Annotated in this window: 21 protein-coding genes; 7 read left to right on the top strand and 14 right to left on the bottom strand. The window is 62.8% G+C overall.

From position 1 onward, the window contains the following. Positions 1-41: 41 nt before the first annotated feature. From O3300_RS10720 to O3300_RS10710, 3 genes are all read right to left on the bottom strand, one after another. Positions 42-896, bottom strand: coding sequence for an SIS domain-containing protein (locus O3300_RS10720; protein WP_034750862.1), 855 nt, complete (start codon positions 894-896; stop codon positions 42-44). 131 nt (positions 897-1,027) lie between these two features. Next, positions 1,028-2,500 (bottom strand): glucose-6-phosphate dehydrogenase, encoded by a 1,473-nt coding sequence (zwf, locus tag O3300_RS10715; protein ID WP_034750861.1) that lies wholly within the window; start codon positions 2,498-2,500, stop codon positions 1,028-1,030. A gap of 96 nt (positions 2,501-2,596) precedes the next feature. Next, positions 2,597-2,890 carry a hypothetical protein gene (locus O3300_RS10710; protein WP_305052906.1) on the bottom strand — a complete coding sequence of 98 codons (294 nt, stop codon included), beginning with the start codon at positions 2,888-2,890 and terminating at the stop codon, positions 2,597-2,599. Between the two features lie 171 nt (positions 2,891-3,061). Between O3300_RS10710 and O3300_RS10705 the strand changes: the two genes are divergently transcribed. After that, complete coding sequence (locus O3300_RS10705; protein ID WP_070281275.1) at positions 3,062-4,015, top strand: chemotaxis protein; 954 nt, start codon at positions 3,062-3,064, stop codon at positions 4,013-4,015. A 71-nt stretch (positions 4,016-4,086) separates the two neighbouring features. Here O3300_RS10705 and O3300_RS10700 read toward each other — a convergent pair whose 3' ends face one another. Together O3300_RS10700 and pgi are read right to left on the bottom strand one after the other, a co-directional pair. Beyond that, positions 4,087-4,983, bottom strand: a complete 897-nt coding sequence (locus tag O3300_RS10700) for an SMP-30/gluconolactonase/LRE family protein (RefSeq protein ID WP_289903950.1) — start codon at positions 4,981-4,983, stop codon at positions 4,087-4,089. A gap of 14 nt (positions 4,984-4,997) precedes the next feature. Continuing rightward, positions 4,998-6,662 (bottom strand): glucose-6-phosphate isomerase, encoded by a 1,665-nt coding sequence (gene pgi / locus O3300_RS10695; protein ID WP_305052905.1) that lies wholly within the window; start codon positions 6,660-6,662, stop codon positions 4,998-5,000. Positions 6,663-6,998: 336 nt separating this feature from the next. On the opposite strand from pgi, the gene edd reads away from it, so the two are divergent. From edd to O3300_RS10665, 6 genes are all read left to right on the top strand, one after another. Next, entirely contained in the window at positions 6,999-8,912 is a 1,914-nt protein-coding gene (gene edd / locus O3300_RS10690; RefSeq protein WP_305052904.1) for a phosphogluconate dehydratase, read from the top strand. Between the two features lie 3 nt (positions 8,913-8,915). Further along, positions 8,916-9,545 carry a bifunctional 4-hydroxy-2-oxoglutarate aldolase/2-dehydro-3-deoxy-phosphogluconate aldolase gene (gene eda, locus O3300_RS10685; RefSeq protein WP_289903953.1) on the top strand — a complete coding sequence of 210 codons (630 nt, stop codon included), beginning with the start codon at positions 8,916-8,918 and terminating at the stop codon, positions 9,543-9,545. A 188-nt stretch (positions 9,546-9,733) separates the two neighbouring features. Next, entirely contained in the window at positions 9,734-10,246 is a 513-nt protein-coding gene (locus tag O3300_RS10680) for a Rhs element Vgr protein (RefSeq protein WP_305052903.1), read from the top strand. Positions 10,247-10,446: 200 nt separating this feature from the next. After that, positions 10,447-10,929, top strand: coding sequence for a TadE/TadG family type IV pilus assembly protein (locus O3300_RS10675; RefSeq protein WP_305052902.1), 483 nt, complete (start codon positions 10,447-10,449; stop codon positions 10,927-10,929). Further along, positions 10,929-11,516 (top strand): TadE/TadG family type IV pilus assembly protein, encoded by a 588-nt coding sequence (locus tag O3300_RS10670; RefSeq protein ID WP_305052901.1) that lies wholly within the window; start codon positions 10,929-10,931, stop codon positions 11,514-11,516. The genes O3300_RS10675 and O3300_RS10670 overlap by 1 nt, the downstream gene beginning before the upstream one ends. 62 nt (positions 11,517-11,578) lie before the next feature. Continuing rightward, positions 11,579-12,961, top strand: coding sequence for a vWA domain-containing protein (locus tag O3300_RS10665; protein WP_305052900.1), 1,383 nt, complete (start codon positions 11,579-11,581; stop codon positions 12,959-12,961). 562 nt (positions 12,962-13,523) lie between these two features. Here the strand turns inward: O3300_RS10665 and O3300_RS10660 are convergent. From O3300_RS10660 to O3300_RS10620, 9 genes are read right to left on the bottom strand one after another with little or no spacing between them, the layout of a single operon-like run. Next, on the bottom strand, positions 13,524-14,456 hold the full coding sequence (locus O3300_RS10660; RefSeq protein ID WP_305052899.1) for a type II secretion system F family protein: 933 nt from the start codon (positions 14,454-14,456) through the stop codon (positions 13,524-13,526). A gap of 22 nt (positions 14,457-14,478) precedes the next feature. Further along, on the bottom strand, positions 14,479-15,456 hold the full coding sequence (locus O3300_RS10655; RefSeq protein ID WP_305052898.1) for a type II secretion system F family protein: 978 nt from the start codon (positions 15,454-15,456) through the stop codon (positions 14,479-14,481). Between the two features lie 11 nt (positions 15,457-15,467). After that, positions 15,468-16,853 (bottom strand): CpaF family protein, encoded by a 1,386-nt coding sequence (locus tag O3300_RS10650; protein ID WP_369812273.1) that lies wholly within the window; start codon positions 16,851-16,853, stop codon positions 15,468-15,470. Next, positions 16,850-18,040, bottom strand: a complete 1,191-nt coding sequence (locus O3300_RS10645; protein WP_305052897.1) for an AAA family ATPase — start codon at positions 18,038-18,040, stop codon at positions 16,850-16,852. The genes O3300_RS10650 and O3300_RS10645 overlap by 4 nt, the downstream gene beginning before the upstream one ends. Positions 18,041-18,078: 38 nt before the next feature. After that, the gene (locus tag O3300_RS10640; protein WP_305052896.1) at positions 18,079-18,369 is read right to left on the bottom strand and encodes a pilus assembly protein; all 291 of its coding nucleotides are present in this window, start codon (positions 18,367-18,369) and stop codon (positions 18,079-18,081) included. 10 nt (positions 18,370-18,379) lie between these two features. Beyond that, positions 18,380-20,161, bottom strand: a complete 1,782-nt coding sequence (locus O3300_RS10635; RefSeq protein WP_305052895.1) for a type II and III secretion system protein family protein — start codon at positions 20,159-20,161, stop codon at positions 18,380-18,382. Between the two features lie 48 nt (positions 20,162-20,209). Continuing rightward, positions 20,210-21,043, bottom strand: a complete 834-nt coding sequence (gene cpaB, locus O3300_RS10630) for a Flp pilus assembly protein CpaB (RefSeq protein WP_305052894.1) — start codon at positions 21,041-21,043, stop codon at positions 20,210-20,212. Further along, positions 21,040-22,386 (bottom strand): ATP-binding protein, encoded by a 1,347-nt coding sequence (locus O3300_RS10625; protein ID WP_305052893.1) that lies wholly within the window; start codon positions 22,384-22,386, stop codon positions 21,040-21,042. Before O3300_RS10625 ends, cpaB begins: the two co-directional genes overlap by 4 nt. 30 nt (positions 22,387-22,416) lie before the next feature. After that, positions 22,417-23,037, bottom strand: coding sequence for an isoprenylcysteine carboxylmethyltransferase family protein (locus O3300_RS10620; RefSeq protein WP_305052892.1), 621 nt, complete (start codon positions 23,035-23,037; stop codon positions 22,417-22,419). Positions 23,038-23,048 lie beyond the last annotated feature (11 nt).

Genomic DNA, 23,048 nt, shown 5'->3' with positions numbered 1-23,048 from the left:
ACAAAGCAGAGGCTCCAGCGAGGCTGGAGCCGATGGGGGGATCAGCCGATGAAGGAGTCGAACTGCATGTCGAATTCCTGCAGCGCCTTCTGCGCGTTCTGCATCTTCTTGCGGAACTCCGGCCCCCGTTGCAGGGCCAGGCCCACGGCCAGCACGTCGATCACGACCAGGTAGGCCAGGCGGGCGGAAATCGGGGTGTAGGGGTCGGTATTGAAGACCAGGTCGATCGGGATCAGCACGGTCGCCAGGTCGGCCAGCGGCGTGCCCGATGGGGCCAGCACGACGACGTCGGCGCCGCCGCGGCGCGCCAGTTTCACGGAGCGGACCAGGGCGGGGCTGTTGCCGCGCTGCGAGATGGCCACCAGGCAGTCGCCGCCGCGCAGCAGGGCTGCGGCGATGCTGTGGATGTTCGGGTCGCTGTAAGCCACCGTCGGCACGCCCGAGCGGAAGAACTTGTGCTGCGCGTCGGCCGCCACGATGCCCGACGTGCCCTGGCCATAGAATTCGATCTTGCTGGCGCGCGACAGGATGTCGAGCGCGCGCTGGATCGCTTCCGGGTTCAGGTTGTTGCGCAGGTCGAGCAGGGTGTTGATCGAGCGGCTGCAGATTTTATTCACCAGGTCGGCCGCCAGGTCGTCCTGCGCCGGCTGCTCGTTCGCGCCCGGCATGGCCAGGGCCAGACCCTGCGCCAGCTTCAGCTTGAATTCATGCCAGCCGTCGTAGCCCAGGGTGCGGCAAAAGCGCACCACGGTCGGTTCCGACACCTGTGCGCTTTTCGCCAGCGCCGTGATGTTCTGGCTGACCGTCTGGTTCGGCTGGTCAAGCACGGCCAGCGCGACCTTCTTCTCCGACTTGGAGAGCGAATCGAGCTGGGTGCGGATGGAGTCAAGCAGCATCAGGGTAATCTTCTGGGTTAGTTTTCGGGAACTCGGGGACTGGCAACGGTGAAGCAGGGAATTCGTGGAGCACCGCTCCACGCCTGCGTAACGGTCTGGCCTTGCAAGGCCAGACTCCTTGCGCTTCCAAACTAGTCTTCAGGAAGCGCCTCTTCACGCCACTGCAAGCCATCGCGGCCGATCAGGGCGCTGGCGGCCGCGGGGCCCCAGGTGCCGGCCGTGTAGGGAATCGGCGCGCTGTCGTTCTGTTCCCAGTTGTCGAGAATCGGTTCGACCCATTCCCACGCCGCTTCCAGTTCGTCGCCGCGCATGAACAGGGTCAGCTGGCCGCGCAGGACGTCGAGCAGCAGGCGCTCGTAGGCATCCATGCGCGGGGTCTTGAACGATTCGCGGAAATCGAGTTCCAGTTCCGCCGGTTTCAGACGCATGCCGTCGCCCGGGGTTTTCGCCATCAGGTTCATGCGCAAGCCTTCGTCCGGCTGCAAGCGGATCACCAGACAGTTCGGCTGGAAGCTGGACGTCGGCTGGTTGAAGATAGAGTGCGGAATCTGCTTGAAGCGCACGACGATCTCGGCCAGGCTGTCAGCCATGCGCTTGCCCGTGCGCAGGTAGAACGGCACGCCGGCCCAGCGCCAGGTGTCGATTTCCGCCTTCAGGGCAACGAAGGTTTCGGTGCGCGAGTGTTCCGGCGCGTCCGGCTCGTCGCGGTAGCTCGGCACGGTGGCGCCATCGACGTGGCCGGCGCGGTACTGGCCGCGCACGATGTTCTGCGCCAGGGTGGTGGGCGTGAATTTTTTCAGCGAGCGCAGCACTTGCAGTTTTTCATCGCGCACGGCGTCCGGCGCGATCGAGGTCGGCGGTTCCATGGCGACGATGCACAGCAGTTGCAGCAAGTGGTTTTGCAGCATGTCGCGCAGCGCGCCCGAGGTGTCGTAGTAACCCATGCGGTTGCCCACGCCCAGCTTTTCGGCGATGGTGATCTGCACGTCGGAAATCCATTCGCGGCGCCACAGCGGTTCGAACAGGATGTTGCCGAAGCGCAGGGCCAGCAAGTTCTGCACGGTTTCCTTGCCCAGGTAATGGTCGATGCGGTAAATCTGCGATTCCTGGAAGACCTTGCCCACTTCGGCATTGATCTGCTTGGCGCTGGCCAAATCGCGGCCCAGCGGCTTTTCCAGGACCACGCGCGAATTCGGCGTCACCAGGCCGTTGTCTTCCAGGTTGTCGCAGATGAGGGCGAACAAATGCGGCGGCGTCGCCAGGTAGTACACGCGCGTCAGATCGGCATCGCCGCGCAGCGCTTCGACCAGCGGCGCGTACGTGGCCGCATCGCTGGCGTTGAGCGACACATACACGATGCGCGCGCAGAATTTGCTCCAGGTGGCGGCATTCAGGGTGCTGGCCTTGATGTGGGGACGCGAGTTGGTCTCTACCATTTTCAGGAAGGCATCCTGGCCGCTGTCCTGGCGGCCCACACAGATGATGCGCGCCGTCGGCGGCAAATCGTTCGCGACGTCGCGCGCATACATTGCAGGCAACAACTTGCGCATTGCTAAATCGCCGCTGCCGCCAAACAGGACCAGGTCAAAATCGGTAAGTGCCATAAGTGAGTGTCGTCGCAAAAGTAAAAGGGCCGGAGCGGGGAGGAAGCCGACCGGAAGTGCCAGTCTGTCGCTACTATAATCGATGGTGTAAATTTACTACGTAGAACGGGCAATTGCAAGAAATTTTACTACATTCTCTCCGCTGCCGTCGCCATTTTGCCCGGTATGCATGCCAGCGATGCCAGCACGGCCATTATATGCCGTTCGCCGGCGCCGGCGCAGCGTCCTGCTTTGCATTGGCTTTTCAAAGCAACCATGGTTGCCAGGGAAATTTTCGATTCTCTCCATCATCATTTGCGCTGTAGCAACAAGCAAATCAAGAAATACTGTCAGGATCGCTGTTGGCAGCGTAAAGTAGCTTTGAAGAAAGTAAAAAACCGTATAATTCAAGCTCGAATCGATAGCAACTATTGGTTGTAAGAAATTGTACGATATACACTGCACCGCTAGCGCCGGCCATGCCCCGAACCCGCCATCCGACGTCCATGCGACGTGCAGTCCGCACTGTCCGCAGCATCAGGGCAGGCGACTTAACTTTACAAGACGGCTCAAGGGGACACAATGAATTCAATGCAGCAAGATGTCGATGAACGCACCAGCCTGACAGGCAATAACAAATTCGAACTGTTCCTGTTCAAGCTGGGCACTAGTGATCACTCGACCAGCCGCGAACTATTCGGCATCAATGTGTTCAAAGTCCGTGAAATCATGGAAATGCCGGCCATCACGGCCGTAGCCGGTTCGCACCCCCACATGTTGGGCGTGGTCAACATCCGTGGCCAGATCGTGCCCGTGATCGACTTGCCGATGGCGGTCGGCTGCAAGAGCAATGGTTTGAAGATCCTGATGGTGACCGAATTTGCCCGCTCGACACAGGCGTTTGCCGTGGAAGAGGTCGATGAAATCGTGCGCCTGGAGTGGAATCAGGTGCTGTCGGCCGAATCGAGCGTCGGCGGCGGCCTCGTCACCAGCATCGCGCGCCTCGATGGCGACACGGACAAGACGCGTCTGGCCCAAGTGCTTGATGTGGAACAAATCCTGCGCAACGTGCTGCCGTCGGGCGACCCGGACGTGGACGAGAACAGCATCGGCCCGCAAGTGCGCTTGCCGGCCGGCGCCGTGATCCTCGCGGCCGACGATTCCTCGCTGGCCCGTTCGCTGATCGAGAAGGGCCTCGAAGCGATGGGCGTGCCTTTCATCATGACCAAGACGGGCAAGGAAGCGTGGGAGCGCCTGCAGGCGATCTCGGCCCAGGCCGCCACGGAAGGCAAGACGGCGAAAGACAAGGTTGCGCTGGTGCTGACCGACCTGGAAATGCCGGAAATGGATGGATTTACCCTGACGCGCAACATCAAGAACGATGGCCGCTTCGCCAACATCCCCGTGGTGATCCACTCGTCGCTGACGGGCTCGACCAACGAAGACCACGTCAAGGGCGTGGGCGCCGATGGTTATGTCGCCAAGTTTGTGGCGGCTGAACTGGCGGAGACGATCCGTAAAGTGCTGGCGCGCTGATTTGCGCGCTCGCATGTGAAAAAGCGCCGGTACCCGCGAGGGTCCGGCGCTTTTTTTATGCGGGCAAACGATTACGCCTGATACAGGTGTTCCGGCTGTCCCGCCACGTCCACGCGCACGGACAGCACGTGGCCGCTCAAAGGGTAGTTGGCAATTTCCTCTGCCGAGCGATTATGGCTGGCGCTGGTGATGTACAGGGTGCGCAGGTCCGGGCCGCCGAACGTCACCATGGTGGGGCAGCGCACGGGCACGGCGATTTCGCCCAGCAGATGGCCATCGGGGGCGAAGCGCAAGATCTTGCCGCCTTCAAACATGGCCGACCAGTAATTGCCTTCGCTGTCGACGGCCGCGCCATCGGGGCGCCCGCCGTAATCAAAGGCTTTCTTGTCCGTGGAAAAACGCTGGAATGGTTGCGGCGCGGAAATGGCTCCACTTGCCGCGTCGAAATCGAAGCGGTCGATGCGGTGCGTGGTGGTATCCGAGTGGTACATGGTGCGCTTGTCCGGGGAAAAGCCCAGGCCGTTCGATACGGTCATGCCGCCCGACCAGACCTTGCGCACATTGCCCTTTTCCAGCACGAACATTTCTGCCGCATCGGCGTTGCGCGGCTCGAAAATCGTGCCGACCCAGAAGCGTCCGGCAGGGTCGACTTTGCCATCGTTGAAGCGCGTGGTGGCCATGTCGAACGGCGCCGGGGCGATTTCCGCCAGGCTGCCCGTCTTCGTGTCGAGGTGGGCAAAGCCGCTGCGCAAGGCCACGATCAGGCCGCCGCCCGCGTTGATGGCCAGCGCCGACGGCTCCGTCGGCATGCTCCACTGTTCATGCTTGCCGCTGGCGGGGTGCAGGCGGTGCACGGCGCGGCCATCGATGTCGACCCAGTACAGGGCCGCTTCCTTGCCATGCCATAGCGGGCATTCGCCCACTTGCATGGCTTTGTCGCTGACTACTTTGATCTCGTAAATATTCATAAACCTCAATTAAGTTAATACGCCGCCTTGGCGGCTTTCGCCAGGGCAATCAAGCCATTGGTCGAGCTGTCGTGATGGTCGGGACGGGCTTCGCCCGTCAGTTCGGCCTGGATTTTCTTGGCCAGCACCTTGCCCAGTTCCACGCCCCACTGATCAAAACTGTTGACATTCCACAAGACGCCCTGCACGAAGGTCTTGTGTTCGTACAGTGCGATCAGGGCGCCCAGGGTGGTCGGGGTCAGCTGATCCATCAAAATGGTATTGCTGGGGCGGTTGCCGGGGAACGTCTTGTGCGGCACCAGCGCTTCGATCTCGCTGTCCGGCAAGCCTTGCGCCTGCAAGTCAAGACGCACTTCCTCGCCCGTCTTGCCCGTCATGAAGGCTTCCGACTGGGCAAAGCAGTTCGCCAGCAGGGCGTCGTGGTGGCCGGGCAAATCGTGCGTGGCGCGCAGGGCGGCGATGAAGTCGATGGGCGTGATGTCGGTGCCCTGGTGCAGCAGCTGGAAATACGCGTGCTGCGCATTCGTGCCGCAATCGCCCCAGATGACGGGGCCGGTCGGCACGCCGACGGGCACGCCATCCTTGGTGACGCGCTTGCCGTTGCTTTCCATGTCCAACTGTTGCAGATAGGCAGCAAAGCGGCTCAAGTCCTGGTGGTAAGGCGCGATGGAAACGGAGCCGCAATCGAGGAACTGGCGGTTCCAGAAGCCCACCATGGCCAGCACCACGGGCATGTTCTGTTCCAGCGGGGCCTGGCGGAAGTGCTGGTCCATCGCATGCGCGCCGGCGAGGAAATCGCTGAAGTATTCAAAGCCGACGGACAGCGCCACGGCCAGGCCGATCGACGACCAGACGGAATAGCGGCCGCCGACCCAGTCCCAGAACGGGAACATGTTGTCCGGCGAAATGCCGAAGTCGACGATGGCTTGCGTGTTGGTCGAGACGGCCACAAAATGCTTGGCCAAGTCGCTTTCTTCGCCTTCGAGCAGGAACCAGGCGCGCGCCGTGTTGGCGTTGAGCATGGTTTCAGCCGTAACGAAGGTTTTCGAGGCGACGATGAACAGCGTCGTTTCCGGATCGACTTTCGACAGGGTTGCTTCCATGTCGTGCCCGTCGACGTTGGAAACAAAGTGCATTTCCAGGCCCGGGTTGGCGTAGGAACGCAGCGCCAGGCACGCCATTTTCGGGCCCAGGTCCGAGCCGCCGATGCCGATGTTGACGATGTCGCAAATCGGCTTGCCCGTGTAGCCGAGCCAGCTGCCATTGCGCACCTTGTCCGTAAACGCCTTGACGCGTTGCAGCACATCTTGCACGTCGGCATCGATATCCTGGCCATCGACCACCAGCTTCGTGCCGCGTGGCGCGCGCAAGGCGGTATGCAGAACGGCCCGATGTTCGGTAAGATTGATTTTCTCGCCAGTGAACATGGCTTCGCGCTGCGCTTCCACGCCGCGCTCGCGGGCCAGGTCCATCAGCAGGCCCATGGCGGTGGCGTCGACCCGGTTCTTCGAGTAATCGAGCAGCAGGCCGGCCGCATCCACCGTCATGCTGGCAAAGCGCGCGGGGTCGGCCGCGAACAATTGGCGCAGATGCACGTCGCGCAGGCTGGCGCTGTGCGCTTGCAGGGACTGGAAACTGGCGGTGGCGGTGATGGCAGGAGTAGGTGCTGGCTGGCGCATGGCGGTCGGCTTGGGTGCTTGTCTCGGTTGAAAGGAGCGCGGTGCGTTCGGGGTGGCGAACTGCGGATCCGGCGTTGATGTGAGAATAATACATCAGAAAAACGTAATTTCACTACAGTTTGTGATGTGAAGCTGATTTTGTTGTGCTTTTTTTAGCGATTGCGCCAGTGGTATACAAGAGAGGAGTTGGCCGGTGCTGATACGCGATATTGCCCGGGTTTGCTTTGATACGCCGCAATCCGTGGCTTATTTGTGTTGTTGGCCCATGCAAGAGTGCTTCTTCTTTGCCATTTTGTAGTAAAATTTCACGAAATACTCATTTTTAAGGAAATCCATATGGCGCTGCATCCAGTAGTCGAATCCGTAACAGCGCGCATCATCGCGCGCAGCCGGCCATCGCGCGGCGCCTACCTGGCGCATCTGGATGCTGCCCGCATCCAGGGCGTGCAGCGCGGCGCCCTGTCGTGCACCAACCTGGCGCACGGCTTTGCCGCCTTTCCCGCCAACGACAAGCTGTCGCTGAAGGAATACAAGAAGCCGTCCGTGGCAATCGTTTCCTCGTACAACGACATGCTGTCGGCGCACCAGCCGTTTGAAGGCTTCCCGCAGATTATCAAGCAAGCCGTGCGCGAAGTGGGCGCCGTCGCCCAGTTTGCCGGCGGCGTGCCTGCCATGTGCGATGGCGTGACGCAAGGCCAGCCGGGCATGGAACTGTCGCTGTTCTCGCGCGACACCATCGCCATGTCGACGGCCGTGGCGCTGTCGCACAATATGTTCGACTCGGCCCTGTACCTGGGCGTGTGCGACAAGATCGTGCCGGGCCTGCTGATCGGCGCGCTGCACTTCGGCCACTTGCCGGCCGTCTTCGTGCCGGCCGGTCCGATGACGTCGGGCCTGTCGAACCAGGAAAAAGCCAAGGTGCGACAACTGTATGCGCAAGGCAAGGCCACGCGTGAAGACTTGCTCGAAGGCGAGTCGAAAGCCTACCATGGCGCCGGCACCTGTACCTTTTACGGTACGGCGAACAGCAACCAGATGCTGATGGAAGTGATGGGCCTGCATTTGCCGGGCGCTGCCTTCATCACGCCGAACACGCCGCTGCGCGATGCGCTGACCGCCGCTGCCGCCCAGCGCGCCGCCGGCATCACGGCGCAAAGCGCCAATTACTTGCCGGTCGGCCATATTGTCGACGAGAAATGTATCGTCAACGCCGTCGTGGGCTTGCTGGCCACGGGCGGTTCGACCAACCATACCTTGCACCTGGTGGCCATCGCCAAGGCGGCCGGCATCGTCATCGACTGGAACGATTTCAACGAACTGTCGGCCATCGTGCCGATGCTCACGCGCATCTACCCGAACGGCGACGCCGACGTAAACCATTTCCACGCGGCCGGCGGCACGGGTTACCTGATCCGCGAACTGCTGGACGCGGGCTTGCTGCACGAGGATGTCAACACCATCCTGGGCCACGGCTTGCGCGCGCACTGCATGGAACCGTTCCTGGGCGAAGACGGCAAGGTCTTCTGGAAAGATGCACCGGCTGCCAGCGCCGACGAAAGCGTGCTGCGCCCGGCTTCGAACCCGTTCGCGCCGGACGGCGGCATGGTATTGGTCGCGGGTAACCTGGGCCGCGCCGTGATGAAGGTCTCGGCCGTCAAGCCGCAGCACCGCACGGTGGAAGCGCCTGCGCTGGTGTTCAATTCGCAGGAGGATTTCATGGCCGCCTACAAGGCGGGATCGCTGGACCGCGACTTCGTCGCCGTGCTGCGCTTCCAGGGCCCGCGCGCCAACGGCATGCCGGAATTGCATGCGCTGACGCCCGCGCTGGCCAACCTGCAGGATGCGGGCCGTCACGTGGCGCTGGTCACCGACGGCCGCATGTCGGGCGCGTCGGGCAAGGTGCCGGCCGCCATTCACGTGTCGCCTGAAATCCTCGCCGGCGGCCCGCTGGGCCTGGTGCGCGACGGCGACATCATCCGCCTCGACGCCTTCACGGGCGTGCTCGAAGCGCTGGTGCCGGCCGACGTCTGGCATGCCCGTTCGCTGGTCACTGCCGACCTGTCGCCGAACCACATCGGCATGGGCCGCGAGCTGTTTTCCATGTTCCGTTCCACCGTCAGCGCGGCGGAAGAGGGTGCCACCACCTTCGGCCTGCCGTCGCCGATTCCCACCACCGTCGCCTTGCACGACGCCGACAATGTCGGTGATACCGTACCGGGTTCCGATGAAGACTTTTTGGCTAGGAAATAAGAGATGACCATGACACTACTGGAAATTATGCGCACATCGAGCGTGATCCCCGTGATTGCGATCGACGATCCTGAACACGCCGTACCGCTGGCGCGCGCGCTGGTGGCGGGCGGCATCCGCGTGCTGGAAGTGACCCTGCGCACCAAGCACGGCCTGGAAGCGATCCGCGCCATGTCGGCCGTGCCGGGCGCCATCGTCGGCGTCGGCACCCTGACCCGTCCCGAGGAATTCGCCCAGGCGCGCGACGCGGGCGCCGTCTTCGGCGTCTCGCCAGGCCTGACGTCGGCCCTGGTGGCAGCGGCGAAAAGCAGCGGCCTGCCCTTGCTGCCGGGCGTTATGACGCCGGGCGAAGTGATGGCGGCGCGCGAAAACGGCTTCCAGCAGCTGAAACTGTTCCCGGCAGTGCCGGCCGGCGGCATCGGCATGCTCAACGCGATTTACGGCCCCTTGCCGGACATCACGTTCTGCCCGACGGGCGGCATCTCGCAAGAGACGGCGTCGCAGTTCCTGGCGTGCAAGAACGTCGCCTGCGTGGGCGGTTCGTGGCTGACGCCGAAAGACGCGATCGCGGCCGGCAACTGGGACCGCATCACGGAAATCGCCAAGGCAGCCAGCGGCCTGCGCTCGGTTTAGTCGTACCTGACATAAGCTACTGCGCGTCGCGCTTTGCGGCCTGCGATGCTCACCGTGCTCCAGCACGGTTGCGCTTCTTGGTCACAAATCGCTGCCGCTCGCTACGCTTCTGTCAGGAACTTGACGCTTTGATAATGCGGCAGGCTTGCATGCCTGCCGCGCTTTCTTCTCCTCTTCTTATGCGCGTCTTGCGCCGCCCCCTCACCATCGGCGAAACCGCCATGGCCCGCAGCGTCTTCCAGGGCGCCATCGACTACGCGCGCGTGCGCGTCGTGCGCGGCTCCTTTCTACCATTCGGCTTGCAGGACCAGAACACGGCGATGACGCCGCGCGGCAGCCTGCACTTCATGCCGGCCCAGTACCGCGACGATTTTTCCCGCGAAGGCAACGGCGGCAAGCTGTTCTTCATCCACGAGATGGTGCATGTGTGGCAATACCAGCTCGGCTACAGCGTGCTGCTGCATGGCGTGTTGCTGGCGCTGTGCGGCGGCTACATCCGGCAGCGCGCCTACCGCTACGACGCGCAGGCGGGCGGCGTCCTGTCCGACTTCAACATGGAACAGCAGGGCGACCTCATCGCCCACTACTTCGGCGCGCGCCAGCTGGGCATCCCCGCCTACGTGGCGAAGTTGCCGCAACTGCAGGAGATCCTGCAGGGCTTCTTGCTCGATCCACGTGACCGCGCCTTGCTGCCGCGCTAATTTTCTTTCCCTCGCGAATTTTCCTACGCGCATAAATTTCTGCATATTCAGACCTTGACTTTCGGCTTTGCATTACCTAAATTAAATTATACAAAGAACAATTTATTTGGTTTTATTGCAACGTCGGCACAAGACCGAGAGCAACCTGTCCAAGCGAGTAAATTATGCAGACTAGAAACAACTGTAGGGGAATGTTGCGAATGAAAAAACCATCGCGCGGCGCGGCGCTGGTGGAGTTTGCCTTGATCGCCCCTATTCTTTTTTTTCTCATCGCCATGATCATGGAACTGGGAGTCATGTTCTGGGTTAACCTGACGATGCAGTACGCGGTGCGCGAAGGAGCCCGTTACTCCATCACGGGACAGAACAACCTCGATCCCGCCAGCGCCAACAAGCAGCGCTATGAGGCTGTGCTACAAAAGATCAAAGACAGTTCGGTGGGCCTGTATACCATGGTCAGCCCCGTGGTAGTGGTCAATGGCGTCTCGCAAGCGCCATCCGCGTACAACAACAATATGTTTGGCGCGGCGGGCGATATTGTTGTGCTACAGGTGAACTGCACCTGGCCCGTCATCACCCCCGCATGGCGCTTGATGGCTTTGCTCAATCCTAAAACGTCCACCAGCGCGCCCGGCCAGTACTCGTTCAGCGTCGCTGCCACCATGCGTAACGAGGCTTTCTGATGACACCATCCAAACTATTGGCACGCGCGCGCAGCCAGCAGGGCGTGGCCGCTGTGGAATTCGCCTTGGTCCTGCCTTTCCTGTTGATGATGGCGATACCCGTCTTTGACTTGGCGCGCATCGTGCAAGGCGACATGATCCTTACCAATCTGAGCCGCGAAGGCGCCAACCTGGCCTCGCGCTCGTCGCAAGACCCGCAAACCATAATGACGGCGCTGGCGATGACGACGCCGCCGCTGGACATGGCCAGCAATGGCAGCATGTACATCAGCAAGATCATGGGCAATGGCCCCGGCAAGCAAAACGTCATTCTCGAACATTACCGCTGGATCCAGGGGCCGCAGCAGGCCAGCAAGGTATGGAGCTGCAGCAGCTGGGCCAGCGACGGCACGGGCAAATGCACCAGCATTCCCAGCGCGGGTTCGCCCATCAATGATGCCATGAGCAACCAGCTGGCCAACGGCGAAATTATTTATGTCGTCGAGGGGCTATATCGCGCCAACATCCTGTTCGCTGGCATGAGCCTGGGCTTTGGCGCGCAAACGCCCCAGCTGAGCGGCAATCTGTACGCCAAGACCATTTTTTAGACACGCTGTCATCATTGCGCAGGCGCACGTGCAGGCGCTCGTGCAGGCACCGGGAGAAGACCATGAAAAGCATACGCAGGCGGAATGGAAAACAAAAGGGGCAAGTTCTGATCGTCATCGGCTTGTCAATGGTGGTGCTGATCGGCGCAGTGGGGCTGGCCATCGATTCCGGCCTGGGCTTCATCATCCGTTCCAAGCTCAATGCGGCCGTCGATGCGGCCAGCATCGCCGCTGCGCGCGCCGTCACGCAAGGCGTTGGCGAGGCGGCGCAGCGGGCCAGCGCCCAGGCGGCGGCGCAAAAGTTCTTTGCCGCGAATTTTCCCACTGGCTACCTGGGGGCAACGCCCACTTTCAACGATCCCACCGTGACCTTTGATGCCGGCAAGGTGACGATCGATGCGGCGGCCACTGCCGTCGTGCCCGTGACCCTGATGCGTGTGCTGGGGTTCAATTTGCTGACAGTCAGCGCCGCGGCGCAAACTATTCGCAAGGACCTGGATCTGGCCTTCGTGATGGATACCTCGGGCTCGCTGTCGCCCGTCGGCTCCACCGTCATCAGCAGTGCGCAGCTGTTTCTCAGCAAATTCAATCCGGCGCTGGATCGCATGGCCTTGATCCATTTTTCCTACGGCGCCGAGGTCGATACGCCGATCAGCAAGGTGGCGCGCGGTTTCGACCAAGCGGGAATGAAGACGACCATAGGCAAGTATTCGTTTGACGGCTTGACGAATTCGGCCGAAGGCATGTGGAATGGGCGCGACCAGCTCAACAGCATCGCTCTTGCCAACCGCTCCAGCCTGCGCGTCATCGTGTTTTTTTCCGACGGTTCGCCCAATACGATTTCTTCCGTCTTCAAGTTCAAGACTCCGGCCGACTGCACCACGCCAGGCTCGCTGGTGACGGGCGACGGTACCAGCACCGGGACGCCGGCCGGCCTGTGGCTGATCAACAAACAGGGCACGACAGCTGCCGGCAAGTGCAACCAGGGTTCAAACATTGTCAAGAATCTCGATGCGGCCGCCTTGCCGCAATGGTATAACGCGCATAATCCGACCAACCTGCCGGCCCTGCAGGAGTTTCCCGTCATCACGGCCACGCCACGTGCGGTCACAAACGATACCAGCAGCAATTCGGCCACCTGGATCAATGTCAACAGGGCCTCGCGCAACCTGCTTGAGGCGGTTGCCAGCAAGGCCCGCAGCGAGGGCATGTATGTGTTCACCCTGGGCCTGGGCAGTGAGCTGACGAATGCCAATGGCCCTGCTCCCAGCGACAAGGGCGAAGACATCCTCAAGTGCATGGCCAACACGCCGGATGCCCTGTCGCGCTGTGTGAAGGCGGGCGCCGGTCAACCCATTGGCATTTATTGTCATGCAGCCAATTCCGACGAGTTGAAACCCTGCTTCGAGAAACTTGCTTCGGCCATTTTGCGTATCAGCATGTAGATACGGAAAACAGATGGCCAGGGCCGGATATCCCCTCCGGCCCTTTTTTATTGCCCTTGCACTTAGGCTGCGGCCAGCACATCATACGGCTATGCTGCTGAATCTTCCGCTCGCCGAGGAATCGATGGCGTATGAGGCGGGATACTCGTACCGCATGGCGGAGTGCCCCGCGACGATATGCAAACCTTGCTCCTTGAGGTTTTTAGCCAGCCGAGTCCGGCATGATTGCTGCTAGCAGTCGTCCATGATCGGTGCGGTGTTGTCAGCGGACTTGGTGCGTGGCCGCTGATTGCTGATAGGGACTTGGTTCGGGTACATCCCGAAGCCATCCGTAATGTGGTTGCCAAAGGCTGGAATCGGGCATCGTGCCTGTGCGGCCCTGCAGGCCCGTGGCACGCGCAGCGGCTGAGGTGCCAGGCATCGTGGCAGGAGGTCGTGTTTCAGGGGGGAGGGCAATGCAGGAAGGCGTCAGGAGAACAGGCAAGTGGCGGTTGGAGTGGTGGGGGGTATCTTTGGCCCCCGGCAGCGCTGACTGCCGGGAGCAGGCGGGAAGACTGCGGCCCTAATTGCCACCAGCCATGCCAGGCAGCAGCACGCGGTAGATTTGCAGGAAGGCTGGTCCCATGAGGACGACCAGCAGCGAAGGGAAGATGAAGAAGATCAGGGGAAACAGTAGCTTCAGGGCAATTTTCGCAGCCTGCTCCTCGGCCAGCTGGCGGCGCTTGGTGCGCAACTGGTCAGATTGCACGCGCAGGGAAGCGGCGATGCTGGTGCCGAAGCGTTCTGCCTGAATCAGCATGGCGACCAAGGCATCGACATCTTCCACGCCCGTGCGCAGGGCGAGGTTGCGCAAGGCTCGTTCCTTCGAGTTGCCGGCGCGCAATTCCAGCGTCAGAAGGTGCAGTTCCTCGGCCAGCACGGCGCTTTTCAGCGTGATTTCGGAAGCCACCCGCGCCAGCGCCGCATCCATGGCCAAGCCCGCTTCCACGCAGACCGTCATCAGATCCAGCGCATCGGGAAAACTTTCAAAGATATCGCGCTGGCGCAGGCGGATGCGGCGGTTCAGCCAGCCGTTCGGCAGGTAGTAGCCGAAACCGGCGGCCAGCAGCAGCCACAGCAGTAATGCCGTGCCGCTGTAATGCACGCCGGCCAAGCTCAGGCCCAGGAACAGCAGCACAGGCAGGCCCACGGCGAGGGCTGTCTTGGCGCCAAAATACAGCAGGGGGGCGGAGGGATGGCGCAGGCCCGCATGCATGAAACGCAGGCGTATTTTCGACGTCTCCCAACCTTCTTCTGGCAGGGACAGGCGCGCCAGCGGTCCGCTCAGCTTGACGAAATGCGTCAGCCAGTGGCGGGCGCCGCCCGTCCCGGCCGCGCCCACGCTGTTGATACGGTGGCGCAGCGGGTCGGGTACGGCCAGCAGCAGCACGAACATGGCACCGGCGAAAACGGCGACGAACAGCAAGCCGAGAAAGCCCATTTGCATGGTAGTCATGATGTCGTTCCCCTCAAAAAAATCATACCCGGATATGGATGATATTACGCATGCAGATGACGCCGAGCAGCATCAGCAACAGGGCGCCGCCCAGCATTTTCTGCCCGCCGGGATCGCGGTACAGCAGCTCCAGGAAGGTGGGGTTGGTCAGCTGAATCATGGCTGCCGCACCAAATGGCAACAGCGCCAGGATCCACGCCGACAGGCGCGCCTCGGCTGACAGCACGCGTACCTGTCCCAGTAGCTTCATGCGCTCGCGGATGATGTGGCTGATGCTGTCGAGCAATTCCGATAGGTTGCCGCCCGTCTCGCGCTGGATCAGCACGGCGATGACGAAATAGCGCACGTCCGTGCTGGGCACGCGCGTGGCCAGGTTCATCAGCGCGTCCGGCATGGCGATGCCGAAGTTGACTTCGTCGAAGGCGATGCGAAATTCGTCGGCCAGCGGCGCGTTCATTTCCTCGCCGACCATTTTCAGGGCCGTGGGAAAGGCATGCCCTGCGCGCAGGGCGCGGCTCATGAGTTCCAGCGCGTCTGGCAATTGCTGGCCGATGCGCTGCAGGCGGTGCGCCTTGGCGCGCTCGATGTAGTAAAAGGGCAGCAGCGCGCAGGCGACCGCTACCAGCAGGCGCAGCAGCCAGGGCAGATTGATCAGGCTGGCGCCAACCAGGCCGATGAGGAAGGCCAGCAACACCAGCATGGCCCACTGCGCCACGCTCCACGTCAACCCTGACTGTTCCAGCAGGCGATCGAGTGCATGCACGCGGGGCACTTCCAATAATAATTTCTGCAGCACCGGCGTTTCACTGAGCAGGCGCTGCTTGATCATCGACGTGTTCTGCTCGCCCGCGTGGGCGCCGGCTGACATCACGCGCAGGCGCCGTGCCACCCGTTCCGATTCCGGCCCGCGCACGTTGTTCCAGCTCTGGTACAGGCCTGTGACGAGCAGGACCACGGCGATGAAGATCAGCGCCCCGAAGACGTAATAACTGTAGTCCATGGCGTGGCTCCTCAATGGTATTGGCGGTTGGGATCGAACAGGCTTTCCGGCACGACGACGCCGAAGGCGCGCAGGCGATCGAGGAAACGGGGGCGCACACCGCTGGCCTGGAAGTGGCCGCTGACGGCACCGTCCTGGGCCACGCCCGTCTGACGGAACGTGAAGATTTCCTGCATGGTGATCATCTCGCCTTCCATGCCCGTGATTTCCTGGATCGACACCACCTTGCGCTTGCCGTCCGTCAGGCGCGCCACCTGCACCACCACGCCGATGGCTGCGCTGATTTGCTGGCGCATGGCCTTGCCCGGCAACATGGAGGCCGCCATGCTGATCATGTTTTCCAGCCGCGTCAAGGCATCGCGCGGCGTGTTGGCATGGATGGTGGCCATCGAACCCTCATGGCCCGTATTCATCGCCTGCAGCATGTCGAGCGCCTCGGCACCGCGCACCTCGCCCAGGATGATGCGGTCGGGCCGCATGCGCAGGGCATTGCGCACCAGCGCGCGCTGCGTTACTTCGCCCTTGCCTTCGATGTTCGCTGGCCGCGTTTCCAGGCGTACCACGTGCGGCTGCTGCATTTGCAGTTCCGCCGCATCCTCGATGGTGACGATGCGCTCGGCGCCGCTGATGAAGCCCGATATCGCGTTCAGCATGGTGGTCTTGCCGCTGCCCGTGCCGCCCGAGATCAGGATATTGATCTTGGCCTTGCCCAGACCCTGCAGGATTTGCGCCATTTCGAGCGTCAGGCTGTGATGCTCGACCAGGTCGGAAAGCCGCAGCGGCTGGGCCGAAAAGCGCCGTATCGACATCACGGGGCCGTCGATGGCCAGCGGCGGGATGATGGCGTTGACGCGCGAACCGTCGGGCAGGCGCGCATCGACCATGGGGCTCGATTCATCGATGCGCCGCCCCACGCGCGAGACGATCTTGTCGATGATCTTCATCAGGTGCGCATCGTCGGTGAAGCGGACGTTGCTCAGCTCGAGCTGGCCATGGCGTTCGACATATACCTGGCGGTGCGTGTTGACGAGGATATCCGATATCGACGGGTCGTTCAGCAGCGGTTCGAGCGGCCCGAAGCCCAGTACTTCGTCCTGGATGTCGCGCACCAGGGTACGCCGTTCCAGGTCGTTGATGACGACGCTGTCTTCTTCCAGCAAGCGCCCCACCAGGATCTTCAGGTCGTCGCGTATCTGCTCCTGGGACAGGCGCTGCATGCCTTCCAGGTCGATGCGGTCGAGCAGGGACTGGTGCACGTGCTGCTTGAGTTCCTGGTAGGCGGGGTTGTCGATACTGCCGCCGCGCACGGCACCGAAGGCCGTATTACTGTTCGCGCCCGGGGCGCTGCCGAGGCGTTCGCGCAGGCTGGGGCTGGCGCCATTGATGTCGATGCTCATGCTGTTTCCCCTCGAAGATGAATGGGCCGGCTACGCTGGAACAGGCGTGAAAACAGGCCGGGCGTACTGGCCGCGCGCGTGCCGCCCAGCTTGAGCGCGCACTCCTGCAATGATTTTGCCAGCGCACTGCCGGGCGCCAGCTTCAGCACGGGCACGCCCTGGTTGACCGAGGCTGCCGCCACTGGGTAGTGATTTGGCATGGCATGGAAGATGCGGTGGCCATAGGCCGCTTCCAGGTCGCGCCCGCGGATTTCATCGGTACCCGTATGGCGGTTCAGGATCAGGTGGATCTTGCTGGCCGGGTACTCCAGCGACTGGAATACCTGCAGCAGCCGCTTGCCATCGCGGATGTAGGGCAGGGTTGCCTGCACCACGGGGCAGATCATGTCGGCGTGGTCGAGCGCGCGTACGCTGATGGCATCGAGGCCGCGGCCCGTATCGAGCACGATGAAGTCGTATTCGTGGCGCGCCAGATGCAGCAGCTGGTCGATGTGTTCGGGCTTGATGTCGCTTGCGTGGCCGGGATCTTCGGGAGCTGCGAGGATGCTGAAGTTCGGCGTCACCTGCACCATGCTGGCGTTCAGGAAGGAGGGGTCGAGGCGGTGGATCTGCTGTGCCACGTGCGACAGCGTGGCGGCCGGTTTCTGATCCGAGACAAACAGCGCCGCATCGCCAAACTGCAGGTTCAGGTCGAACAGCGCCACGCGCTGGTTGTCCTGCGCCAGCGCATACGCCAGGTTGGCGGCGAGGAAGGTAGCGCCGCTGCCGCCCTTGCACGAGACGAAGGCGATAATCTTGCCGTCGCGCCGCTCGTGGCGCGCGCTCTTGTCCTCGATGCGCTGCAATGCCGTAGTCAGGGCGGCGCCGTTGTCTGCTTGCGGCAGCACTTCGCGTACCCCCGCGCGCATGGCTTGCAGCAAGAAGTCGCTGCCCTGGTGCTGGCACTGCAAGATGATGGCCATGGCGGGCTGGCGGCTGGCCAGGCGTTCGATGCGCACCAGATCGGCATCGTCGATGAAGGGCTGCGTCAGCAACAGTACGTCTGGCGCGGCCATTTCAGCCGTGCCGGCCAGCCGTTCCAGGCTGCCGACGGCGCTGTCGATATCGTCGCCTGCATGGCGCTCGCGCAACAGCGCCGTCATCGCGGCCAGTTGTTTCTCGTTACTGGAGATAATGAAGATTTTCACGGCAGGCTCCGGCAGTGGCTGGGTGGATGGGGCACGGTTCAGCGTTTGCTCACGCCGATCGTCAGCACATCGGGAATCGGATCGGGTGCGCTATAGGATTTCTGGTACAGCTTGTAGCCGCTGACGGCAGCCTTGCCATCGAGGCCCAGCACGGGATTGCGGTTGGAGACGGCTTCCGGATACAGGATTTGCTGCTGCTTGAGCAAGGTCACCGACTCGCCGAAATGACTGTCGAGTACGGGGGTGGTGGTGGCGGTACAGCCGGCCAGCGCGCCGATCGCCGCAGCGCACAGCAGGCAGCGGGGCAGGGTGGTTGCGAAGGTTTTCATGGGGATGCTCCTATTTGAGATCGTCGATAATGCTGGCCGATGACGTGGCCGCATCGGCTTTCGGCACGGCGCGGTATTGCGGCAGGTCATTGCTGGTCACCGTGGGCGTGGCGACCGGCATGGCGGGTGGCACGGGCGCGGCCATGGCGGCAGGCGGCGGGGCGGATGCGGGCGCGGGCAGCGGTGCCGGCTGCGGCATCGGGGCTGGTGCCGGCGCCGTACCCTCCATTTTGCCTTGGATAAACATGTCGCCGCGCGTAGGCTGTACGTACGGATCGGTGGGCAGCTTGTAGTCGGGTGGCAGCGGTTTGACCAGGTGCGGCGTGATGATGAAGACCAGTTCCGAACGGTCCGTCTGGAAGTCCGTGCTGCGGAACAGGGCGCCCAGCACGGGCACTTCGCCCAGGCCCGGCAAGGCCTTGATATTGCTGGTCACATTATTCTTGATCAAGCCGCCGATGGCGAAGCTCTGGCCGTCGAACAGCTGTACCGTGGTGGTGGCGCGGCGCGTGGTAAATGAGGGCAGGATGGCGGTGGTCGAAATGCCGGTGGCCGTGATGCCGATGCCTTCCTTGTTCAGGTCAGACACTTCCGGCGACACTTTCAGGTTGATGCGCCCCCCTTCGAGCACGGTGGGGGTGAATTTGACGGCCACGCCAAACTCTTTTTCTTCCAGCGTGATGGTGGGCGTGCCGCCATTGTTGGTCTGGCTGACGGGGATGAAGATCTTGCCGCCGGCGAGGAAACTGGCTTCCTGGCCACTGATGGCCATGATATTCGGTTCGGCCAGTACCTTGATCAAGCCATCGCGCTTTTGTGCATCGAGGCCCAGGAAATTGCCATTGCGGCTGTTGCTGGCGCCGATGCTGCTGGGATTGTTGCTGAGCAAGTTCGACAGCAGCGAATAGGTCCAGCCGCCGATGGTCTTGCTCAGGCCCAGGTTCGCACCCAGTTGGTCGACCAGGGTTTTCGACACTTCCGCCACCTTCACTTCCAGCATCACCTGCTGTGGCGCGGCGATCGCCATCAGGTTGATCACGCGCGGCGAGGCCGATGGCCCGCCCGAAGGGTCGGGCGCGGCGCCGGCCGCGGCGGGCGCCGCACCGGCAGCGGCGGCGCCGGCTGCGGGGCGCGAACCGCGCTGCGCATACGCGTTTGCCAGCGACATCACCTGGTCCGCCTTGACGGTGTCGCTAACGACGCCCGACAGTATCAGGGTGTCGCCGGCCACCGTCACGTGCAGGTCTTTTTCATTCGGCAGCAGTTCGGCCAGGCGCGCCTGCAGCAGGCTGGCGTCGATGCTGACAGACAGGTCGATGATGCTCGCTTCATTGTTGCGGTTCCACACGATCAGGTTGGTCGTGCCCACGGATTTTCCCAGCAGGTAGACATCGGTGGTATTGAGCAGGATCACATCGGCGATGCGCGGATCGCCCACCGAGACACGGGCAACGGGAAACGGCAGGTGCATCAGCGTGGACTTGCCTTCGGCCAGGGCCATGTTGCGGCTGAGGTCGGCCCGCCCGCCCGCCGTATCGAGCATGGCTTGCTGCGCCACGGGTTTCATGCGCGGGGCACGGCGCACGACCTTGGGCGGCGGCGTGGTTGCCGCAGCCGCAGCTGATGCCGACGCCGTGGCGCCCGGCGGCGTGGTCGACAGGCCCGGCGACGTGGCAGGCGCGCCTGCTTCGCCATGGGCGGCCGGGATCAGGGCGCCGATGGCGGCGATGGCGAGTGCCATGCGCAGGATGCGGCCTCCGTTTGCTGTGCTCAGTTTGCTCATGGTATTCATGGCATGCTCCTCGTGGTGCTGATCGGATGACGATCAGCGTGGCGTTGTTCAGAATTGTTGGGAGCTGCGTTCCAGCCCTTTGATGACATCGACTTGCGGCCCGGTTGGCCCTTGCGCCATGCGGCGGCGCACGACTGGCCGGGGGGCGGGGGCGGCTACCTGGGCGGCAACCTTGGCGTCCAGCAGGCTGGTCTTGGTGGCGCCTTCCGTGTTGACGGGTTTGTCTTCAATCTGGTTGCGCAGCACCAGCGACAGGGTGCCCACGCTGCGCGCCAGGTCGAGTTTTTCCGTCTGGTCGGGCGTCAGTTCCAGGGTCACTGCATTGACCACCTTGGGCTTGGTGTCGTCACGGTTCGATTCCTGCGCGATGGCCAGCACGAGGATGCGTTCAAGCACGATTTTTGAAATGCTGGGGTCGCGTCCGGAGCCCGTCTTGGCCACGTCATCCTGCGTGTTGACGAGAATGTCGACGTAGTTGCCGGGCAGGGCGAAACCGGCCACGCCGACCACGTCATTGACACGCACCGTCATGGCGCGCTTGCCTTCGCCCACCACGGCCGACAGGCCGCCCTGGGTGCCGGGGGGCGCCAGCTTGCTTTCCATGATCGGTTCGCCGAGCTGGATGCTGGTGCGCGTGACGCGCGCATCGAGCAGTTTCGGGTCGTTGAAGGCGCCCGGCGGCAGTGCGCTGCTGGGCCAGTCGACCATGCGCACCATTTCCGGCGCGATGCGTGCGCCCAGGCTGATGTCGACCAGGGCGACAGCGACCTTGTTGGTATTGCCCGAAGCCTGGGCATTGATCCAGCGAGCGGCCACGATGACCGCCACGAACGCCAGGATGACCGCGAAGGCCATCATCGTCAGAGCGCGTGCGTTTCTCATTTTGATACTCCTTTATGCAGGACCGCAGCCGGTCCGTTCTGTATGCCGGCGGAGCCGTCGGCGGCGCCGAAATAATTGTTCCAGGCCCAGTGCAGCGCGTCGGCTTCGAGCCTTGGCGGGCGGCCCTCATAGCGGGCCATGTCGCACAGCTGGGCCAGGATGTCACGTGGATAGCAGGCCAGCAGGGGCCGCGCGTGCTGGCCGTGCAGCTGCAACAGGTAGTGGTAGGCGGCATGGTTGAAGGTCATGCCGAATTGTTCGCAGACGTGGCGGAACACGGCTTCGTAGTGGTAGCCGCTCAATTCGCCGACATGGATCTTGTAGCCGATACGGCGCAGGAAGGAGTCGTCGGCCAGCTGCTGCGGCGCCAGGTTCGAGGAAAAGACCACGATGACGTCGAAGGGCACCGGGAATTTGTAGCCCGTGTGCAGCGACAGATAATCGATGCGGCGCGCCATCGGCACGATCCAGCGGTTCATCAGTTCCACGGGCGAGCAGCGCTGGCGGCCAAGGTCATCGATGATGAAGATGCCATTGTTCGCCTTCAGGTGCGGCGGCGCCTGGTACAGGCGGGCACCGGGATCGAATTGCAGGTCGAGCATGTCGAGCGTCAGTTCGCCGCCCGTCAGCACCGTGGGGCGCCAGGCGCGTACCCAGCGCGGGTCGGCCGGCGGCGCTACGTCGGTGGCCAGCGTGTGCAGCATGGGATCGAGGAAGGGCAGCACTTCGCCATCGACCATCACCGCGTGCGGCAGGGCGATGGTGCCGCTGAGCAAGCCGTGCAGGCGCTCGGCCAGATACGTCTTGCCGCTGCCGGCGGGACCGTGCAGGAACAGGGCGCGGCCCGAATTCATGGCCGCGCCCAACTGGTCGAGCACCGAGGTGCAGGCCACCACGTCATGAAATTGCTGCATCATGGTTTCCCGCGTGACGTGCATGTGCGCCACGCTTTGCGCCAGTACCTGCGCGCTGTAGTGGGCCAGGGTGACGGGGGCGGGACCGCTGTAGGCATTGCGCCGCAAATAGTCGGCTGCGCGCAGGCGGCCCTGGTCGCCCAGGTGATAGTGCTGGTCGGCGTCCGTGCCGCTATAGCCGTTGCGTTGCACTTCGCACAGTTTTTCGGCGCGCATGAAGGTCAGCAGCGGTTCGAGCACGCCGGCGCCCAGTTTTACATGGGACGACAGGGCCGGCAAACCGATCTGGCCGCGCAAGAACATGACCTTCACCAGCAGTTCCACCAGGAACAGGAAGGGCAGGCCTGTTTCAGCCACGTTGCGCGGTGCGCGCTGCATGGCCGGCATGATGCTGCCGTCTGCGGGCGCTTCTGGGTAGGTATCGGGCATGATGATCGCTCCTTTTGCCGGATGGCGAAGTCAGAAAATGAATGGCAGAAGCCGGTATTTCACTTGCCGCATGTACACGCGGTAGCGCACGTCGGTAGACAGGAAGCGCTCTTCGCGCAGCAAACGCGCCACCAGCATCAGCATGGCCAGCACGTACACGACACCATTCTCGGGCGAGGTATTGGCCAGCAGGTAGCCGCTCAGGGAAATCAGGTAGCTGGCATACAGCGGATGGCGCACCACGCGGTAGGCGCCGCCCGTCTTGATTTCGCGCTGCGCCGCCACCAGGCCGAAGCTGCGGTTCAGCGACAGCAGGCCGGCGATCTGCAGCAGGCTGCCGAGGGCCAGCAGGTAGCGCGCGCCGGGCCAGATGGCCATATCGGCGGGCGAGAGCAGGAAGGGGGCGAAGGTGGCGCCGATGGCCAGCAGCCAGTCGCCCGCATCGGTGGAGACGCTGACGGGGGCCGAGCGCACGACGAAGAACAGGGCGGCGAGGGTTTCTGCGGCGCAGAACAGTAAATAGCTCCAGTCGCCGCCGTGCAGGTAGCCCACCACGTGGGCACTGGCGAAGAAGGTCCACAGGCAAGCCATGGCGATGCTGGTGAACAGGCTGGCGTGGCGCGAGTGGCAGAGGGTGGCGAGGGTGTGCATGGTCGGGTCCT

It is taken from the genome of Janthinobacterium sp. SUN206 (assembly GCF_030587305.1).
GTDB lineage: Bacteria > Pseudomonadota > Gammaproteobacteria > Burkholderiales > Burkholderiaceae_D > Janthinobacterium > Janthinobacterium kumbetense.
Note: the sequence above shows the minus strand (reverse complement) of the source record. Positions and strands in the feature narration are given on the sequence as shown.

What these genes read in the sequence shown, in the direction of transcription:
- O3300_RS10625 (WP_305052893.1), bottom strand. Translation starts at nt 22,386, where the DNA reads ATGCCCGATACCTACCCAGAAGCGCCCGCAGACGGCAGCATCATGCCG.
- O3300_RS10665 (WP_305052900.1), top strand. Translation starts at nt 11,579, where the DNA reads ATGAAAAGCATACGCAGGCGGAATGGAAAACAAAAGGGGCAAGTTCTG.
- O3300_RS10655 (WP_305052898.1), bottom strand. Translation starts at nt 15,456, where the DNA reads ATGGACTACAGTTATTACGTCTTCGGGGCGCTGATCTTCATCGCCGTG.
- edd (WP_305052904.1), top strand. Translation starts at nt 6,999, where the DNA reads ATGGCGCTGCATCCAGTAGTCGAATCCGTAACAGCGCGCATCATCGCG.
- O3300_RS10705 (WP_070281275.1), top strand. Translation starts at nt 3,062, where the DNA reads ATGAATTCAATGCAGCAAGATGTCGATGAACGCACCAGCCTGACAGGC.
- O3300_RS10670 (WP_305052901.1), top strand. Translation starts at nt 10,929, where the DNA reads ATGACACCATCCAAACTATTGGCACGCGCGCGCAGCCAGCAGGGCGTG.
- O3300_RS10640 (WP_305052896.1), bottom strand. Translation starts at nt 18,369, where the DNA reads ATGAAAACCTTCGCAACCACCCTGCCCCGCTGCCTGCTGTGCGCTGCG.
- O3300_RS10620 (WP_305052892.1), bottom strand. Translation starts at nt 23,037, where the DNA reads ATGCACACCCTCGCCACCCTCTGCCACTCGCGCCACGCCAGCCTGTTC.
- eda (WP_289903953.1), top strand. Translation starts at nt 8,916, where the DNA reads ATGACCATGACACTACTGGAAATTATGCGCACATCGAGCGTGATCCCC.
- O3300_RS10700 (WP_289903950.1), bottom strand. Translation starts at nt 4,983, where the DNA reads ATGAATATTTACGAGATCAAAGTAGTCAGCGACAAAGCCATGCAAGTG.
- cpaB (WP_305052894.1), bottom strand. Translation starts at nt 21,043, where the DNA reads ATGAGAAACGCACGCGCTCTGACGATGATGGCCTTCGCGGTCATCCTG.
- zwf (WP_034750861.1), bottom strand. Translation starts at nt 2,500, where the DNA reads ATGGCACTTACCGATTTTGACCTGGTCCTGTTTGGCGGCAGCGGCGAT.
- pgi (WP_305052905.1), bottom strand. Translation starts at nt 6,662, where the DNA reads ATGCGCCAGCCAGCACCTACTCCTGCCATCACCGCCACCGCCAGTTTC.
- O3300_RS10660 (WP_305052899.1), bottom strand. Translation starts at nt 14,456, where the DNA reads ATGACTACCATGCAAATGGGCTTTCTCGGCTTGCTGTTCGTCGCCGTT.
- O3300_RS10720 (WP_034750862.1), bottom strand. Translation starts at nt 896, where the DNA reads ATGCTGCTTGACTCCATCCGCACCCAGCTCGATTCGCTCTCCAAGTCG.
- O3300_RS10650 (WP_369812273.1), bottom strand. Translation starts at nt 16,853, where the DNA reads ATGAGCATCGACATCAATGGCGCCAGCCCCAGCCTGCGCGAACGCCTC.
- O3300_RS10675 (WP_305052902.1), top strand. Translation starts at nt 10,447, where the DNA reads ATGAAAAAACCATCGCGCGGCGCGGCGCTGGTGGAGTTTGCCTTGATC.
- O3300_RS10635 (WP_305052895.1), bottom strand. Translation starts at nt 20,161, where the DNA reads ATGAATACCATGAGCAAACTGAGCACAGCAAACGGAGGCCGCATCCTG.